We start from the raw sequence: 14610 nt of genomic DNA, 5'->3' as shown, positions 1-14610 counted from the left end.
ACCGTGAGCATGGATATCAGCGATTTTTACCAGACGTTTTTCGATGAGGCTGATGAGCTGTTGGCCGATATGGAACAACACCTGTTGGGGTTAGACCCACAGGATCCGGATTCGGAACAGCTTAACGCCATTTTCCGTGCGGCCCACTCGATCAAAGGGGGGGCGGGAACCTTCGGGTTTACCGTATTGCAGGAAACCACGCACATTCTGGAAAACATACTCGATGGTGCACGGCGCGGCGAAATGCAGCTCAGCACCGATATCATCAACCTGTTTTTGGAAACCAAAGATATTATGCAAGAACAGCTGGATGCGTATAAAACCGCCACGGAACCGAACGCCGAGACGTTCGCTTACATCTGCCAGGCGCTGCGTCAGCTGGCGCTGGAGGCCAAAGGCGAGGTGGTCAACGCGCCAAACGTCGCTGAAACCGCACCAACGGCGGCCCCCGCTGCAAGCGGACTGCGTCTTGCACTGGTTGATTTAAAACCCGGCGAAATTCCGCTGATGCTGGAAGAGTTGGGCAACCTTGGCACGCTTTCCGACGTGGTCAAAGGCGAAAGCAGCGTGGAGGTCACGCTCGACTCTTCGGTCGGGCAGGATGATATTGTCGCCGTACTCTGTTTTGTCATCGAAGAGTCACAGATTAAATTCATCAGCGCCGCCGCACCGGCAGCGCCAGAAGAGGTCGCTGAGGTGGCGGAAGTCACAGAGGAAGCGCCTGCGCTGGCGACGGTGACCGATATCACGCCGGCAGCGAAGCGTGAAAGCGCGAAGAAGCCTGCGGCGCCAAAAGTCAGCGAATCCACCAGTATTCGTGTTGCGGTAGAGAAGGTCGATCAGCTGATCAACCTGGTGGGCGAGCTGGTGATCACGCAGTCGATGCTGGCGCAGCGTTCGGGCGAACTCGACCCTGTCGCGCACGGCGACCTGCTGAACAGTATGGGCATACTTGAGCGAAACGCGCGCGATCTTCAGGAATCGGTGATGTCCATCCGCATGATGCCGATGGAGTATGTCTTCAGCCGCTTCCCGCGCCTGGTGCGCGATCTGGCCAGCAAGCTCGGCAAGGAAGTGGAACTGACGCTGGAAGGCAGCTCAACAGAACTCGATAAGAGCCTGATTGAACGTATTATCGATCCGTTAACGCACCTGGTGCGCAACAGCCTCGACCATGGTATTGAAACGCCGGATAAGCGCGCTGAAGTGGGTAAAAATCCTGTCGGCAACCTGACGCTTTCGGCGGAACATCAGGGCGGCAGCATCTGTATTGAAGTCCGCGACGACGGCGCAGGCCTGAACCGTGAACGCATTCTGGCTAAGGCGCTCTCTTCCGGGCTGCCGGTCAGCGAATCAATGAGCGACGAAGAGGTCGGCATGCTGATTTTCGCGCCGGGCTTCTCCACCGCCGAGCAGGTGACCGATGTCTCCGGGCGCGGCGTAGGCATGGACGTGGTGAAACGTAACATCCAGGAGATGGGCGGTCACGTTGAAATCGCGTCGAAACAGGGCCGGGGCACCACAATCCGCATCCTGCTGCCGCTGACGCTGGCGATCCTCGACGGCATGTCTGTACGCGTGGCAAACGAAGTCTTTATTCTGCCGCTCAACGCGGTGATGGAATCATTGCAGCCGCTGGCGAACGATTTGCATCCGCTGGCGGGGGGCGAACGCGTGCTGGAAGTGCGTGGCGAATATCTGCCGCTGGTTGAACTGTGGAACATCTTCGATGTACAGGATGCGAAAACAGAAGCGACGCAGGGCATCGTGGTGATCCTGCAAAGCGCAGGCAAGCGCTACGCCTTGCTGGTAGACCAGCTGATCGGCCAGCACCAGGTGGTGGTCAAAAACCTTGAAAGTAACTATCGCAAAGTGCCGGGCATTTCTGCGGCCACCATCCTTGGCGATGGCAGCGTGGCGCTGATTGTTGATGTATCGGCCCTGCAATCCCTCAACCGTGAAAAGCGTGTGGCGGGAGCCGCAGCCTGACCTTAACCGATTAAGGATAAAACTATGACTGGAATGGCAACTGTCACTAAACTCGCTGGCGAAACCGTCGGTCAGGAGTTCCTGGTATTTACGCTGGGTGACGAAGAGTACGGTATTGATATTCTGAAAGTACAGGAGATCCGCGGTTACGATCAGGTCACGCGTATCGCCAACACGCCGCATTTTATTAAAGGGGTGACTAACCTGCGCGGCGTGATCGTGCCGATTATCGATCTGCGCCTCAAGTTCGCGCAGCCGGATGTGGACTACAACGAAAACACCGTGGTGATCGTGCTGAATCTTGAGCACCGCGTGGTGGGCATCGTGGTGGACGGCGTGTCTGACGTGCTGTCGCTGACGCAGGATCAGATCCGTCCTTCGCCTGAATTTGCGGTTACCATGTCCACCGAATACCTGACCGGCCTCGGCGCGCTCGGCGAGCGGATGTTGATCCTGGTGGATATCGAGAAGCTGCTGAGCAGCGAAGAGATGGCCCTGATGGACACCCTGCGCAGCGCCTGATTTACCCCGCAACACAATAACAGGCCGATAAAGGTCGGCCTGTTACAGCTTGAAATAAAACCCCGCAATTTATTTAATTAAGAAACTTTTTGCACCATTTATTGCCAGTGTGGCAGCATAAAGTTTGGTTTTACTGCGCCGATAACCCTGATGTTACTTTAACGTTAAACTCCAGGGTGTTCTATGTTTAAAAATATAAAAGTCGTCACCAGCCTGCTGCTGGTTCTGCTGGTCTTCGGTGCGCTACAGCTCATCGCCGGCGGTCTGTTCATTCATGCGCTGAACAGCGATAAAAACAGCTTTTCCGTTGCGCAGACCTCCAATGAAAACATCTCTTCCCTTACCGACAGTTGGATCGCGCTTAACCAGGCGCGTATCGCGCTGAACCGCGGCATGCTGCGTATGCAGAATACGGCGTTGAATAACGGCAGCAGCGCTTCGCTCACCGTCATCAGCCAGCAAACCCGTGACCTGCTGGCCAGCGCGCAAAAATCGTATGACATTTACCAAAAGCTGCCCGATACGCCGGGGCTGTCTGGCGTCACCGTCGACAGTCTGGAACAGAGCTACGCTGTCTATGCCAAAGCGCTCGGCACCATGCTGACCCTGATGGACAATAATCAGCTTGATGAGATGTTTAAGCTGAACATCGATCAGAAACAGAGTGAGATGCAGACGGCCTACACCAACTGGCGCAACGCGCAAAATGTGCTGACCGTGCAGGGCGTCTCCGATAACCAGCGCGCCTATACCAAAATGCTGTGGGTGATTTCGGCGGTAATGGTGCTGGTCATTGCGCTGATCGGCCTGTGCTGGACAGGTCTGCGCTCAATACTGATTAAGCCCCTCCAGCAGAACATTGCGCACATCAGCCAGATTGCGGCGGGGGATTTAACCCACACGATTCAGGTTGTCGGGCGTAACGAAATGGCGAGCCTGGCCTCAAGCCTGAAAGAGATGCAGCAGGCGCTAATCCGCACCGTCAGCGACGTGCGCGATGGTTCCGACGCCATTTATACCGGCGCGAGCGAAATTGCGGCGGGCAACAACGATCTTTCCGCACGCACTGAAGAGCAGGCCGCCTCGCTGGAGGAAACGGCTGCGAGCATGGAGCAGCTTACCGCGACCGTGAAACAGAACGCCGAAAACGCCCGTCAGGCTTCTCAACTGGCGCTGAGCGCATCGGAAACCGCCGTTAAAGGGGGTAAAGTGGTCGACAACGTAGTGAAAACCATGAGCGATATTGCCGGTAGTTCGAAGAAAATAGCCGACATTACCAGCGTTATTGACGGCATTGCCTTTCAGACAAATATTCTGGCGCTTAATGCGGCGGTGGAAGCCGCACGTGCCGGTGAACAGGGACGCGGCTTTGCCGTGGTTGCCGGCGAGGTACGTAACCTTGCCCAGCGCAGCGCGCAGGCAGCGAAAGAGATTAAGAGCCTGATTGAAGACTCGGTTAATCGCGTTGACAGCGGCACCGTATTGGTTGGGACGGCAGGCGACACCATGCATGATATCGTCAACGCCGTGACCCGCGTGACCGATATTATGGGTGAAATTGCCTCTGCCTCCGATGAGCAGAGCCGCGGTATCGACCAGGTTGGCACGGCCGTAACCGAGATGGATCGCGTGACGCAGCAGAACGCCTCGCTGGTGGAAGAGTCCGCCACGGCGGCGGCGGCGCTGGAGGATCAGGCCAGCCGTCTGACCCAGGCGGTTGCGGTGTTCCGCCTGCGTAAAGAGCAGAGCCTGAGCGCCGCGCGACCTGTCCCGGCGAAAGCGTTGCTCAGCCCTGGCAGAGTCGCCGCACCGGCGGTCGCCGAAGGCAACTGGGAAACGTTCTGATCTCTTCATTCGCGGAGGCAGGCGCCTCCGCGACGTTATTTCGTGATAAAGATCTCATTATTTCTGCCGATAACAGAGCCTCTTCTCCCTGTTCAGAGGTGGTTATGTTCAAGCGTGTCAAAGTGGTTACCGGTCTGATTAGCGTGCTGATAGTGTTCGCCGTTCTTCAGTTGGGCACCGGTGGGATTTTTTTCAACAATATTACCAACGATAAAGAAAACTTTGCCTTTAACCAGCGCCTGCGTGTGCTTCAGCAGGCGATGGGCACCTCATGGGTTTCGCTGGTTAAAACCCGCAATACGCTGAACCGGGCCGCTATTCGTACGCTTCAGGATGCCAGCCAGACCGGATCGGGCGCCACCGTTGGCGAACTGATGACGCTGGCGCGTCAGGAACTGGAGGCGGCCGATCGCGGACTGGCGGTGTTCAACGCCAACCTGTCTGAGCAGGGTAAAACGGCTGAAAACGTTAAGGCGTTGCAGGCCAGCTATCAACAGCTCCACGACGCGCTGAACGATCTGATTACCATGATGCAGACGGGCCGACTCGGCGACTTTATCGCCCAGCCGACGCAGAGCTATCAGGATGCCTTCCAGGCAAAGTACGACGCCTGGCTGGAAACCAACAACCAGCTTTCCGCTACCGCCACTGAACTCAATCAGAGTGCTTATCAACAAACGGTGTGGACGCTGGCGGCAGGACTGCTGATTATGCTGGCCGCGTGCGTGCTGGCGTGGAGCGGCATCATGAATATTCTGCTACGTCCGCTGAAAAGCAATATTGAACATATTAAACACATTGCGCGCGGCGATCTTACTCAGCCTATTGACGCGACCGGCCGCAACGAAATGTCGCAGCTGGCGGACAGCCTGCATGAGATGCAGCAGTCGCTGATCCGCACCGTCAGCAACGTGCGTGACGGCGCAGAGGCCATTTTCACCGGCGCCAGCGAAATCGCCACGGGCAATAACGACCTCTCCAGCCGCACAGAACAGCAGGCGGCATCGCTACAGGAAACCGCCGCCAGCATGGAGCAACTCACCGCCACGGTGAAACAGAATGCCGAAAACGCCCGGCAGGCTTCACAACTGGCGCTGAGCGCCTCCGGCACCGCGCAGCAGGGCGGCAAAGTGATTGACGGCGTGGTGAAAACCATGAGCGACATTGCCGGAAGTTCAAAGAAAATTGCCGATATTACCGGTGTAATTGACGGTATTGCCTTCCAGACCAACATTCTGGCCCTGAACGCGGCGGTGGAAGCAGCGCGCGCGGGAGAGCAGGGGCGCGGTTTTGCCGTGGTGGCCGGTGAAGTACGCAATCTGGCGCAGCGCAGCGCGCAGGCAGCGAAAGAGATCAAAGGACTTATCGAAGACTCGGTTGCGCGTGTTGATACCGGTTCGGTGCTGGTGGAAAGCGCAGGCGAAACCATGGCGGACATCGTCAGCGCCGTCACCCGCGTCACGGACATCATGGGCGAAATTTCTTCCGCCTCCGACGAGCAGAGCCGGGGAATCGACCAGGTGGGCGTCGCCGTTAACGAGATGGATCGCGTAACGCAGCAGAACGCCTCGCTGGTGGAAGAGTCCGCTTCGGCCGCCGCCGCGCTGGAAGTGCAGGCCAGCCAGCTGACGCAGGCAGTGGCGGTATTTCAAATACGTAAAGAAAATGTTATCCAGGCCGTTAATGTAAGCAGGGCACAAAATAACCCGCCCGCTGTCGCTCTTGCCGCGCCTGTTGCACTGGCGACAAAAGATAATTGGGAAACGTTTTAATCCCGTTTAAAGGCCCATGTTGGGCAACTACACCAGGAGTCACTGATGTTTAATCAGCTTCGTATTTCAACGTCGATAATCTTTCTGCTGGGGGTGTTCTGCCTCATGCAGATCGCCAGTAACGGTCTGTCGTTTAACTCCTTCCGTCAGGATGCCAGGAATATGCATCAGGTGGAAGTTAGCGGTATTCAGCGCGAGACGCTGAGCGAAACCTGGGCGGCACTGTTAAGCGCTCGCGTCACGCTCAGCCGCGCCGGAACGCGTGCTGCGCTAAGCGCGCCGCGCGATCAGGTCACAAGTTTAATGACAAAGGCTCAGGAAGAGCTGGATGCTGCCGATAAAGCATATAAGCGGTTCGACGCGATACCGGTACTGACGCCGGAAGGCAGCGAACTGAAAAAAGCGATGGGCGTGGTCTATAACGACTATTCGCATGAGCTGGGCCAGCTGATCGTCTACTTACAGAACTATCAGCTCCAGGATTTCCTGGATTCGCCGACGCAGGGCGTGCAGGACAAATTTAAGGTGCAGTATAACCGCTGGATAACGCATATCGACCTGCTGCGCCAGCACGCCAGTGAGGAGAGTAAAGGATTCTACTCGCAGTCGATGGTGATATTTTGCGCTGCGGTGGTGCTCTCGCTGTTGGTTACGCTTATTGGCTTCATCTGGGTAAGAAAAGCAGTGATTGCGCCGCTGGCGCTGATGCGCGGCCATTTTGAACGCATCGCCTCCGGCAACCTGGGCGGCACCATTGAGATTGCAGGGCGCAACGAGTTAACACAGCTTTTTACCAGCCTGAGAGCGATGCAGGACGAACTGGCGGCAACGGTGAGTCGCGTGCGCGACGGCAGCCAGTCGATGCAGACCGGCATCCGCGAAATCGCCGCAGGCAATAACGATCTCTCCGCCCGTACCGAGCAGCAGGCTTCTTCGCTGGCGGAAACGGCAGCGAGTATGGAACAACTTACCGCGACGGTGACCGGCAACGCAGAAAATGCGCGTCAGGCCTCGCAGTTGGCAAAAGAAGCATCGACTACCGCCCATAAAGGCGGCGCGCTGACCGGCAACGTGGTAACCACCATGAGCGAAATAGCCCGCAGCTCGAAGAAGATTGGCGATATCACCAGCGTGATCGATGGCATCGCCTTCCAGACCAATATTCTGGCGCTCAACGCGGCGGTAGAAGCGGCGCGGGCAGGCGAGCAGGGACGGGGCTTCGCGGTGGTCGCCGGCGAAGTGCGCAGTCTGGCGCAGCGCAGCGCGCAGGCGGCGAAAGAGATTAAAAGTCTGATTGAAGAGTCGGTGAGCCGCGTCGATCAGGGCTCGGTACTGGTGGCGTCGGCGGGCGAAACCATGGATGAGATTGTACAAAGCGTCACGCGCGTTAACGACATCATGGGCGAAATCGCCTCGGCGTCTGACGAGCAGCGTCGCGGTATTGAACAGGTCGCACTGGCGGTCAGCCAGATGGATCAGGTGACACAACAGAACGCCGCGCTGGTTGAGGAAGCGGCAGCAGCCACTGAAGCTCTTGAAGCACAGGCAGAACATCTGACGGGCGCGGTGAGCAGATTCTCACTCAGTGATACGGATCAGGTTGCCATGCAGGCTTACAGGGAAAATAGCACTGTTTTGACCCCTTAATCTGCAATTTGCAGGGTGGCATTTTATGAAAAAATCGACAACGTTAGCACCGGCGGATACCACAACGCTGTTGGCACAGATGGTTCAGCGTCTGCCGTTATCCGATACGCACTTTAAGCGGATAAGCCAGCTGATTTATCAGCGAGCCGGTATTGTTCTTGCCGATCACAAGCGGGAAATGGTTTACAACCGCCTTGTGCGCAGGCTGAGAACGCTGGGCCTTGACGACTTTGGACGCTACCTTGCGCTGCTGGAGAACGATTCCAACAGTCCGGAGTGGCAGGCATTTATTAATGCGCTGACCACAAACCTGACGGCCTTTTTTCGTGAAGCGCACCATTTTCCGATTCTGGCCGAACACGCTAAAAAACGCAGCGGTAGCTTTAACGTCTGGTGCGCGGCGGCGTCCACGGGCGAGGAGCCGTACTCAATCGCGCTGACGCTGGCGGAAACGCTCGGCAGCGGCCCGGGCAAGTTTCAGGTGCACGCGACGGATATTGATACGCAGGTGCTGGAGAAGGCGTTGGCGGGCGTGTATCGCCAGGAAGAGCTGCGTACGCTTTCGTCCCAGCAGCTACAAAAATTCTTTTTTCGCGGTACCGGACCGCACGCAGGAATGGTGAGAGTTCGTCCGGAACTGGCGAATATGATTAGTTTTGCCCAGCTTAATTTGCTGGCTAACGAGTGGGCGGTGCCCGGCCCGTTTGACGCGATATTTTGTCGTAACGTGATGATTTACTTTGATAAGGAAACCCAGGAAAAAATTCTGCGGCGTTTTGTCACCATGCTGAAGCCGGGCGGTATCTTGTTTGCCGGTCACTCAGAGAACTTCAGCCAGATCAGTAAAGAATTTTATCTGCGCGGCCAGACGGTCTACGGACTGACTAAGGAAAGATGATGGGAAAAATCAAAGTGTTATGCGTCGACGACTCCGCCCTGATGCGGCAGTTGATGACGGAAATCATTAACAGTCATTCGGATATGGAGATGGTGGCTTCTGCGCCGGACCCCCTGGTTGCACGGGATTTGATCAAACAATTTAACCCGGACGTGCTGACGCTGGATGTGGAAATGCCGCGCATGGACGGGCTGGATTTTCTGGAAAAGCTGATGCGGCTGCGGCCGATGCCGGTGGTCATGGTTTCGTCCCTGACCGGCAAAGGGTCGGAAATCACGCTCCGCGCGCTGGAACTGGGGGCGGTGGATTTTGTCACCAAACCGTCGCTGGGCATTCGCGAAGGAATGCTGGCCTACAGCCAGATGATCGCCGATAAAGTGCGTGCCGCATCGCGTGCCAGATTACAGATGCGCGGCCCGCAAACGGCGCCGCCGGTACTGAAGGCCGGGCCGCTGCTGAGCAGTGAAAAGCTGATCGCTATCGGCGCCTCGACCGGCGGTACGGAAGCCATCAGGCACGTGCTTCAGCCGCTTCCGGCCACCAGTCCGGCGCTGCTGATCACTCAGCACATGCCCGCCGGTTTTACCCGCTCGTTCGCGGAGCGACTGAACAAGCTTTGCCAGATAACGGTGAAAGAGGCGGAGGATGGCGAGCGTATTTTGCCCGGTCACGCCTATATCGCCCCTGGCGCTATGCACCTGGAGCTGTCGCGCAGCGGCGCTAACTATCAGGTGAAGCTGAATGAAGGGCCGCCGGTGAATCGACACAAGCCGTCAGTGGACGTGCTGTTTAATTCTGTGGCGCAGTATGCCGGAAGAAATGCCGTTGGCGTGATCCTGACTGGCATGGGCAATGACGGTGCGGCGGGTCTGCTGGCGATGAATAAAGCCGGCGCCTGGACCATCGCACAAAACGAAGCAAGCTGCGTTGTCTTTGGTATGCCCCGTGAAGCAATAGCCATGGGGGGAGCAAGCGAGGTGGTGGATCTCCACCAAATCAGCCAGCACATGTTGGCAAAAATTAGCGCCGGACAGGCATTACGTATATAAGCAGCGCCCGTCCTGCGGGGCTACGCAAAACAGGAGTAAGTATGGCTGATAAAAATATGCGGTTTCTGGTGGTCGACGATTTCAATACCATGCGTCGTATCGTCCGTAACCTGTTAAAAGAGCTGGGCTTCAACAACGTTGAGGAGGCAGAGGACGGCGTTGACGCCCTGACCAAACTGCGCGCCGGCGGATTCGACTTTGTGATCTCCGACTGGAACATGCCCAATATGGATGGTCTGCAACTGCTGCAAACCATTCGCGCAGACGCCACGCTCGGCAAACTGCCCGTGCTGATGGTCACGGCGGAAGCGAAGAAAGAGAACATCATTGCGGCTGCTCAGGCTGGTGCCAGCGGCTACGTCGTTAAACCTTTTACGGCAGCTACCCTTGAAGAGAAGTTAGGTAAGATCTTCGAAAAGCTGGGTATGTAAGGAGCCGACATGAGCGAACTTATCAAACCGAGCACGGATGCGGCCTCTGCGCAGGACATCGTCACCCGTATTGGCTCGCTGACGCGTATGCTGCGCGACAGCCTGCGGGAACTTGGGCTGGACCAGGCCATCGCCGAAGCGGCTGAGGCCATTCCCGACGCGCGCGATCGTCTGGATTATGTGGTGCAAATGACCGCGCAGGCGGCCGAGCGTGCCCTGAACTGCGTTGAGGCGTCACAGCCGCGTCAGACGCAGATGGAGAATGAAGCGAAATCGCTGAAAGGGCGCTGGGACGAATGGTTTGAGCACCCTGTCGAGCTGGCGGATGCCCGTTCGCTGGTAACCGACACCCGCGGCTTCCTCGACGCGGTGCCGGGACATACTTCGTTCACTAACGCCCAGTTAATGGAAATCATGATGGCGCAGGATTTCCAGGATCTCACCGGGCAGGTGATCAAGCGCATGATGGACGTGATTCAGGAAATTGAGCGTCAACTGCTGATGGTGCTGCTGGAAAACATGCCAGAACCGTCCTCTGCGCGCGCGAAGAAAGATGCGGACAGCCTGCTGAACGGCCCGCAGATCAACGGCGCGGCGCCTGGCGTAGTGGCTAACCAGGATCAGGTTGACGATCTGCTGGACAGCCTCGGCTTCTGAGTTCGCCCTGAAGCGATTCGCTCACCGTGTTGATGCCCGTTGTCGACACGGCGAGCGACGCCTGCTTTTCTTCCACACCCGCCGACCATCCGCGAAATAACCTCCTTTTTACGCGTTTACTCGCGCCATTATCCCTGCGCCGCTCTGGCATGATGAACCCTGAAATTTCCGTTAGGGGTGAGCTGCCGTGGCTGGAGACAGCGAAGAAGAGAAGACCGAATCCCCCACCGCGCACCGGCTTGAGAAAGCACGCGAGGAGGGGCAAATCCCGCGTTCGCGCGAACTCACCTCCGTGCTGATGCTGGTCGCGGGTCTGAGCATTCTGTGGATTGGCGGCGAAAGCATGGCGCGCAAACTGGGCGCGGTGCTGGCCGACGGCCTTAACTTCAACCACTCGGTGGTGAGCGACACCAGCCAGATGCTGCATCAGATCGCGAATTTAATTACCCAGGCGGTGTTTGCGCTGTTGCCGATTATGGCCGGCTTAGTGCTGGTAGCGATTGCCGCGCCGATGCTGTTAGGCGGCGTTTTGCTCAGCGGCAAAGCCATTAAGTTTGACCTCGGCAAAATGAACCCGATTAAAGGCCTGGCAAAACTGGTTTCCGGCCAGACGGCGGCGGAGCTGGTGAAAGCCATTCTGAAGGCCGTGCTGGTCGGGTGCGTGACCTGGATTTACCTGCACAGCCACTGGCCGGATATGCTGCGTTTAATCAGCGAATCGCCTTTTATTGCGCTGGCCAGCGCGCTGAATATGATTGCGATGTGCAGCCTGCTGGTCGTGCTTGGCCTGACGCCGATGGTCGGTTTTGACGTTTTCTGGCAGCTCTACAGTTATTTTAAAGGTCTGCGCATGACCCGCCAGGACATCCGCGACGAATACAAGCAGCAGGAGGGCGATCCGCACGTAAAAGGACGCATCCGGCAGCAGATGCGCGCTGCCGCGCGGCGGCGAATGATGGCCGATGTGCCCAAAGCGGATGTCATTGTCACCAACCCAACGCACTACTCGGTGGCGTTGCAGTATGACGAGCTCAAAATGAGTGCGCCGAAAGTTGTGGCGAAAGGCGCAGGCGAGATCGCGCTGCGCATCCGCGAACTGGGTAAAGAACACCGTATTCCCGTACTGGAAGCACCGCCGCTGGCGCGTGCGCTCTACCGGCACAGTGAAATTGGTCAGCATATACCGGGAACGTTATATGCGGCCGTGGCAGAAGTACTCGCCTGGGTCTGGCAGCTCCGTCGCTGGAAGCTTGAAGGCGGCCTGGCCCCGAAAAAACCTGATAATCTCCCGGTGCCGGCAGCGCTGGACTTTGGCTCAAGAGAAGAAGACTGATGGCAAATCTGACCGCGTTATTACGGTTACCCAATATGAAAGATACCCAATGGCAGGTGATGGCCGGGCCGGTATTGATTCTGATGATCCTGTCGATGATGGTGCTGCCGCTGCCGCCTTTCATCCTCGATCTGCTGTTCACCTTTAACATTGCGCTGTCGATTATGGTGCTGCTGGTGGCGATGTTTACCCAGCGCACGCTGGAGTTTGCCGCTTTCCCGACCATCCTGCTCTTCTCCACGCTGCTGCGCCTGGCGCTCAACGTGGCGTCCACCCGTATCATCCTGATGGAAGGCCATACCGGCGCGGCGGCGGCGGGGCGCGTGGTGGAAGCGTTCGGCCATTTCCTCGTGGGCGGCAACTTCGCTATCGGTATCGTGGTATTTATCATTCTGGTGATCATCAACTTTATGGTTATCACCAAGGGCGCGGGACGTATTGCGGAAGTGGGCGCCCGTTTCGTGCTGGACGGCATGCCAGGCAAGCAGATGGCGATTGACGCCGATCTCAATGCCGGATTGATCGGTGAAGACGAAGCGAAAAAACGTCGCGCCGAGGTGACGCAGGAAGCGGACTTCTACGGTTCGATGGACGGTGCAAGTAAATTCGTTCGCGGTGACGCCGTCGCGGGCATCATGATCATGGTGATTAACGTCATCGGCGGACTGCTGGTTGGGGTGATGCAGCACGGTCTCGACGTGGGACACGCCGCGGAAACCTATACGCTGCTGACTATCGGTGACGGTCTGGTCGCGCAGATCCCGGCGCTGGTTATCTCTACCGCCGCGGGCGTTATCGTTACGCGCGTCAGCACCGATCAGGATGTTGGCGAGCAGATGGTGAGCCAGCTGTTCAAAAACCCCCGCGTGATGATGCTGAGCGCCGGCGTGCTGGGCCTGCTGGGCCTGGTGCCCGGCATGCCAAACCTCGTTTTCCTGATGTTTACCGCTGCGTTGCTGGGCCTCGCCTGGTATCTGCGCGGCAAAGAATCACAGCCGAAGATGGCACCGCAGACCCTGACGCGGCCGGTTGAAACGGCGTCGACCGTTGAAGCGTCGTGGACTGATGTGCAGCTTGAGGACAGCCTGGGAATGGAAGTGGGTTACCGACTGATCCCTATGGTCGATCACACGCAGGATGGCGAGCTGCTGGGCCGTATTCGCAGTATTCGTAAGAAATTCGCGCAGGAGATGGGTTTTCTGCCGCCGGTGGTGCACATCCGTGACAACATGGATCTGCCGCCCGCGCGTTACCGTATTCTGATGAAGGGTGTGGAGATCGGCAGCGGCGATGCCTATCCGGGCCGCTGGATGGCGATAAATCCGGGCACCGCTGCGGGCACGCTGCCGGGCGAAGCGACCGTCGATCCAGCCTTTGGCCTGGCGGCGGTGTGGATTGACAGCGCGTTGAAAGAGCAGGCGCAAATTCAGGGCTTTACGGTGGTGGAAGCCAGTACCGTCGTGGCGACGCATCTTAATCACCTCATCGGCCAGTACGCCAGCGAGCTGTTTGGGCGTCAGGAAGCGCAGCAGCTGCTGGATCGCGTGACGCAGGATATGCCGAAGCTGACTGAAGATCTGATCCCTGGGGTTATCTCCCTGACCACGCTGCATAAAGTGTTGCAGAATTTGCTGGCGGAGCGCGTGTCCATTCGCGACATGCGCACCATTATTGAAACGCTGGCGGAGCACGCTCCGGTACAGACCGACCCGCACGAACTGACCTCAGTGGTTCGCGTCGCGCTGGGGCGCGCCATCACCCAGCAGTGGTTCCCTGGTAACGGCGAAGTGCAGGTTATCGGGCTGGACAGCACGCTGGAGCGCCTGCTGCTTCAGGCGCTTCAGGGCGGTGGTGGCCTGGAGCCTGGCCTGGCCGATCGTTTACTGGCGCAGGCGCAGGAGGCGATGGCTCATCAGGAATCCGTTGGCGCGCCGCCGGTTCTGCTGGTGAATCATCCGCTGCGTGCGCTGCTGGCCCGTTTCCTGCGCCGCAACCTGCCGCAGCTGATGGTGATTTCAAATCTGGAGCTGACCGACAATCGTCAGATCCGCATGACTTCCTCCATCGGAGGCCACTGATGAAACGCCTGCTGCCGCTGCTGCTTCTCCCGTGCATGGCGATGGCCGACGGCGGCTGGCAGGCCAGCGCCACCGGGCCGGGTATTGTTAACCGGGGTATGCAGGCGGCCTCGCCTGTGCTGGTTTCGCCGGAAGCGGTCAGCGGCACCATGACGCAGATCGCCTGGCGCTATACGCTGAACGGGCCGCCGCCCGCCGATCTGCGCGTCTGGCTGTGTGCCACCAGTCGCTGCGTAGAGCTTGAAGGCGCGAGCGGCACCACAAAAGGCCTGACTAACATCAGCGCGTCAGAAAGCCTGCATTTTATTTACGGCGTGATGGGAACGGGCAGGCTGAATAAAACGCTGCGGGTGTTAAGTAATGAAGTGATGGTGAACTACCGTTAATGC

The 14610-nt window shown here is 57.8% G+C and carries 12 protein-coding genes; all 12 read left to right on the top strand.

Annotated elements, in window-relative coordinates:
* The first annotated feature begins 9 nt into the window (after positions 1-9).
* The 12 genes from cheA (at position 10) to FA91_RS10400 (ending at position 14607) form a co-directional block, all read left to right on the top strand.
* Entirely contained in the window at positions 10-1989 is a 1980-nt protein-coding gene (gene cheA, locus FA91_RS10455) for a chemotaxis protein CheA (protein WP_197060524.1), read from the top strand.
* A 24-nt stretch (positions 1990-2013) separates the two neighbouring features.
* Positions 2014-2511, top strand: a complete 498-nt coding sequence (cheW, locus tag FA91_RS10450) for a chemotaxis protein CheW (RefSeq protein WP_034915483.1) — start codon at positions 2014-2016, stop codon at positions 2509-2511.
* A 183-nt stretch (positions 2512-2694) separates the two neighbouring features.
* Positions 2695-4356: a methyl-accepting chemotaxis protein gene (locus FA91_RS10445; RefSeq protein ID WP_034915480.1), complete on the top strand. Its 1662-nt coding sequence runs from the start codon at positions 2695-2697 to the stop codon at positions 4354-4356.
* Between the two features lie 104 nt (positions 4357-4460).
* A complete protein-coding gene (locus FA91_RS10440) occupies positions 4461-6128 on the top strand; it encodes a methyl-accepting chemotaxis protein (protein ID WP_034915477.1) in 1668 nt (555 codons plus the stop codon).
* A 45-nt stretch (positions 6129-6173) separates the two neighbouring features.
* Positions 6174-7775, top strand: coding sequence for a methyl-accepting chemotaxis protein (locus tag FA91_RS10435; protein ID WP_034915473.1), 1602 nt, complete (start codon positions 6174-6176; stop codon positions 7773-7775).
* Between the two features lie 25 nt (positions 7776-7800).
* Positions 7801-8673, top strand: a complete 873-nt coding sequence (gene cheR / locus FA91_RS10430) for a protein-glutamate O-methyltransferase CheR (RefSeq protein ID WP_034915472.1) — start codon at positions 7801-7803, stop codon at positions 8671-8673.
* Positions 8673-9722 carry a chemotaxis response regulator protein-glutamate methylesterase gene (locus tag FA91_RS10425; RefSeq protein WP_034915470.1) on the top strand — a complete coding sequence of 350 codons (1050 nt, stop codon included), beginning with the start codon at positions 8673-8675 and terminating at the stop codon, positions 9720-9722. Before cheR ends, FA91_RS10425 begins: the two co-directional genes overlap by 1 nt.
* A gap of 41 nt (positions 9723-9763) precedes the next feature.
* Positions 9764-10153 carry a chemotaxis response regulator CheY gene (gene cheY / locus FA91_RS10420; protein ID WP_034915469.1) on the top strand — a complete coding sequence of 130 codons (390 nt, stop codon included), beginning with the start codon at positions 9764-9766 and terminating at the stop codon, positions 10151-10153.
* Positions 10154-10162: 9 nt separating this feature from the next.
* Positions 10163-10810 carry a protein phosphatase CheZ gene (cheZ, locus tag FA91_RS10415; protein ID WP_034915467.1) on the top strand — a complete coding sequence of 216 codons (648 nt, stop codon included), beginning with the start codon at positions 10163-10165 and terminating at the stop codon, positions 10808-10810.
* Positions 10811-10997: 187 nt separating this feature from the next.
* Positions 10998-12143, top strand: coding sequence for a flagellar biosynthesis protein FlhB (flhB, locus tag FA91_RS10410; protein WP_034915465.1), 1146 nt, complete (start codon positions 10998-11000; stop codon positions 12141-12143).
* Positions 12143-14221: a flagellar biosynthesis protein FlhA gene (gene flhA, locus FA91_RS10405; RefSeq protein WP_034915463.1), complete on the top strand. Its 2079-nt coding sequence runs from the start codon at positions 12143-12145 to the stop codon at positions 14219-14221. Before flhB ends, flhA begins: the two co-directional genes overlap by 1 nt.
* Positions 14221-14607, top strand: a complete 387-nt coding sequence (locus tag FA91_RS10400) for a flagellar protein FlhE (protein ID WP_034915461.1) — start codon at positions 14221-14223, stop codon at positions 14605-14607. The genes flhA and FA91_RS10400 overlap by 1 nt, the downstream gene beginning before the upstream one ends.
* Positions 14608-14610: the final 3 nt, after the last annotated feature.

The organism is Erwinia sp. 9145 (assembly GCF_000745075.1).
In the GTDB taxonomy this organism is placed as follows: domain Bacteria; phylum Pseudomonadota; class Gammaproteobacteria; order Enterobacterales; family Enterobacteriaceae; genus Erwinia; species Erwinia oleae.
Note: the sequence above shows the minus strand (reverse complement) of the source record. Positions and strands in the feature narration are given on the sequence as shown.

What these genes read in the sequence shown, in the direction of transcription:
- FA91_RS10440 (WP_034915477.1), top strand. Translation starts at nt 4,461, where the DNA reads ATGTTCAAGCGTGTCAAAGTGGTTACCGGTCTGATTAGCGTGCTGATA.
- FA91_RS10435 (WP_034915473.1), top strand. Translation starts at nt 6,174, where the DNA reads ATGTTTAATCAGCTTCGTATTTCAACGTCGATAATCTTTCTGCTGGGG.
- cheR (WP_034915472.1), top strand. Translation starts at nt 7,801, where the DNA reads ATGAAAAAATCGACAACGTTAGCACCGGCGGATACCACAACGCTGTTG.
- cheW (WP_034915483.1), top strand. Translation starts at nt 2,014, where the DNA reads ATGACTGGAATGGCAACTGTCACTAAACTCGCTGGCGAAACCGTCGGT.
- FA91_RS10445 (WP_034915480.1), top strand. Translation starts at nt 2,695, where the DNA reads ATGTTTAAAAATATAAAAGTCGTCACCAGCCTGCTGCTGGTTCTGCTG.
- cheY (WP_034915469.1), top strand. Translation starts at nt 9,764, where the DNA reads ATGGCTGATAAAAATATGCGGTTTCTGGTGGTCGACGATTTCAATACC.
- FA91_RS10425 (WP_034915470.1), top strand. Translation starts at nt 8,673, where the DNA reads ATGGGAAAAATCAAAGTGTTATGCGTCGACGACTCCGCCCTGATGCGG.
- FA91_RS10400 (WP_034915461.1), top strand. Translation starts at nt 14,221, where the DNA reads ATGAAACGCCTGCTGCCGCTGCTGCTTCTCCCGTGCATGGCGATGGCC.
- cheZ (WP_034915467.1), top strand. Translation starts at nt 10,163, where the DNA reads ATGAGCGAACTTATCAAACCGAGCACGGATGCGGCCTCTGCGCAGGAC.
- cheA (WP_197060524.1), top strand. Translation starts at nt 10, where the DNA reads ATGGATATCAGCGATTTTTACCAGACGTTTTTCGATGAGGCTGATGAG.
- flhA (WP_034915463.1), top strand. Translation starts at nt 12,143, where the DNA reads ATGGCAAATCTGACCGCGTTATTACGGTTACCCAATATGAAAGATACC.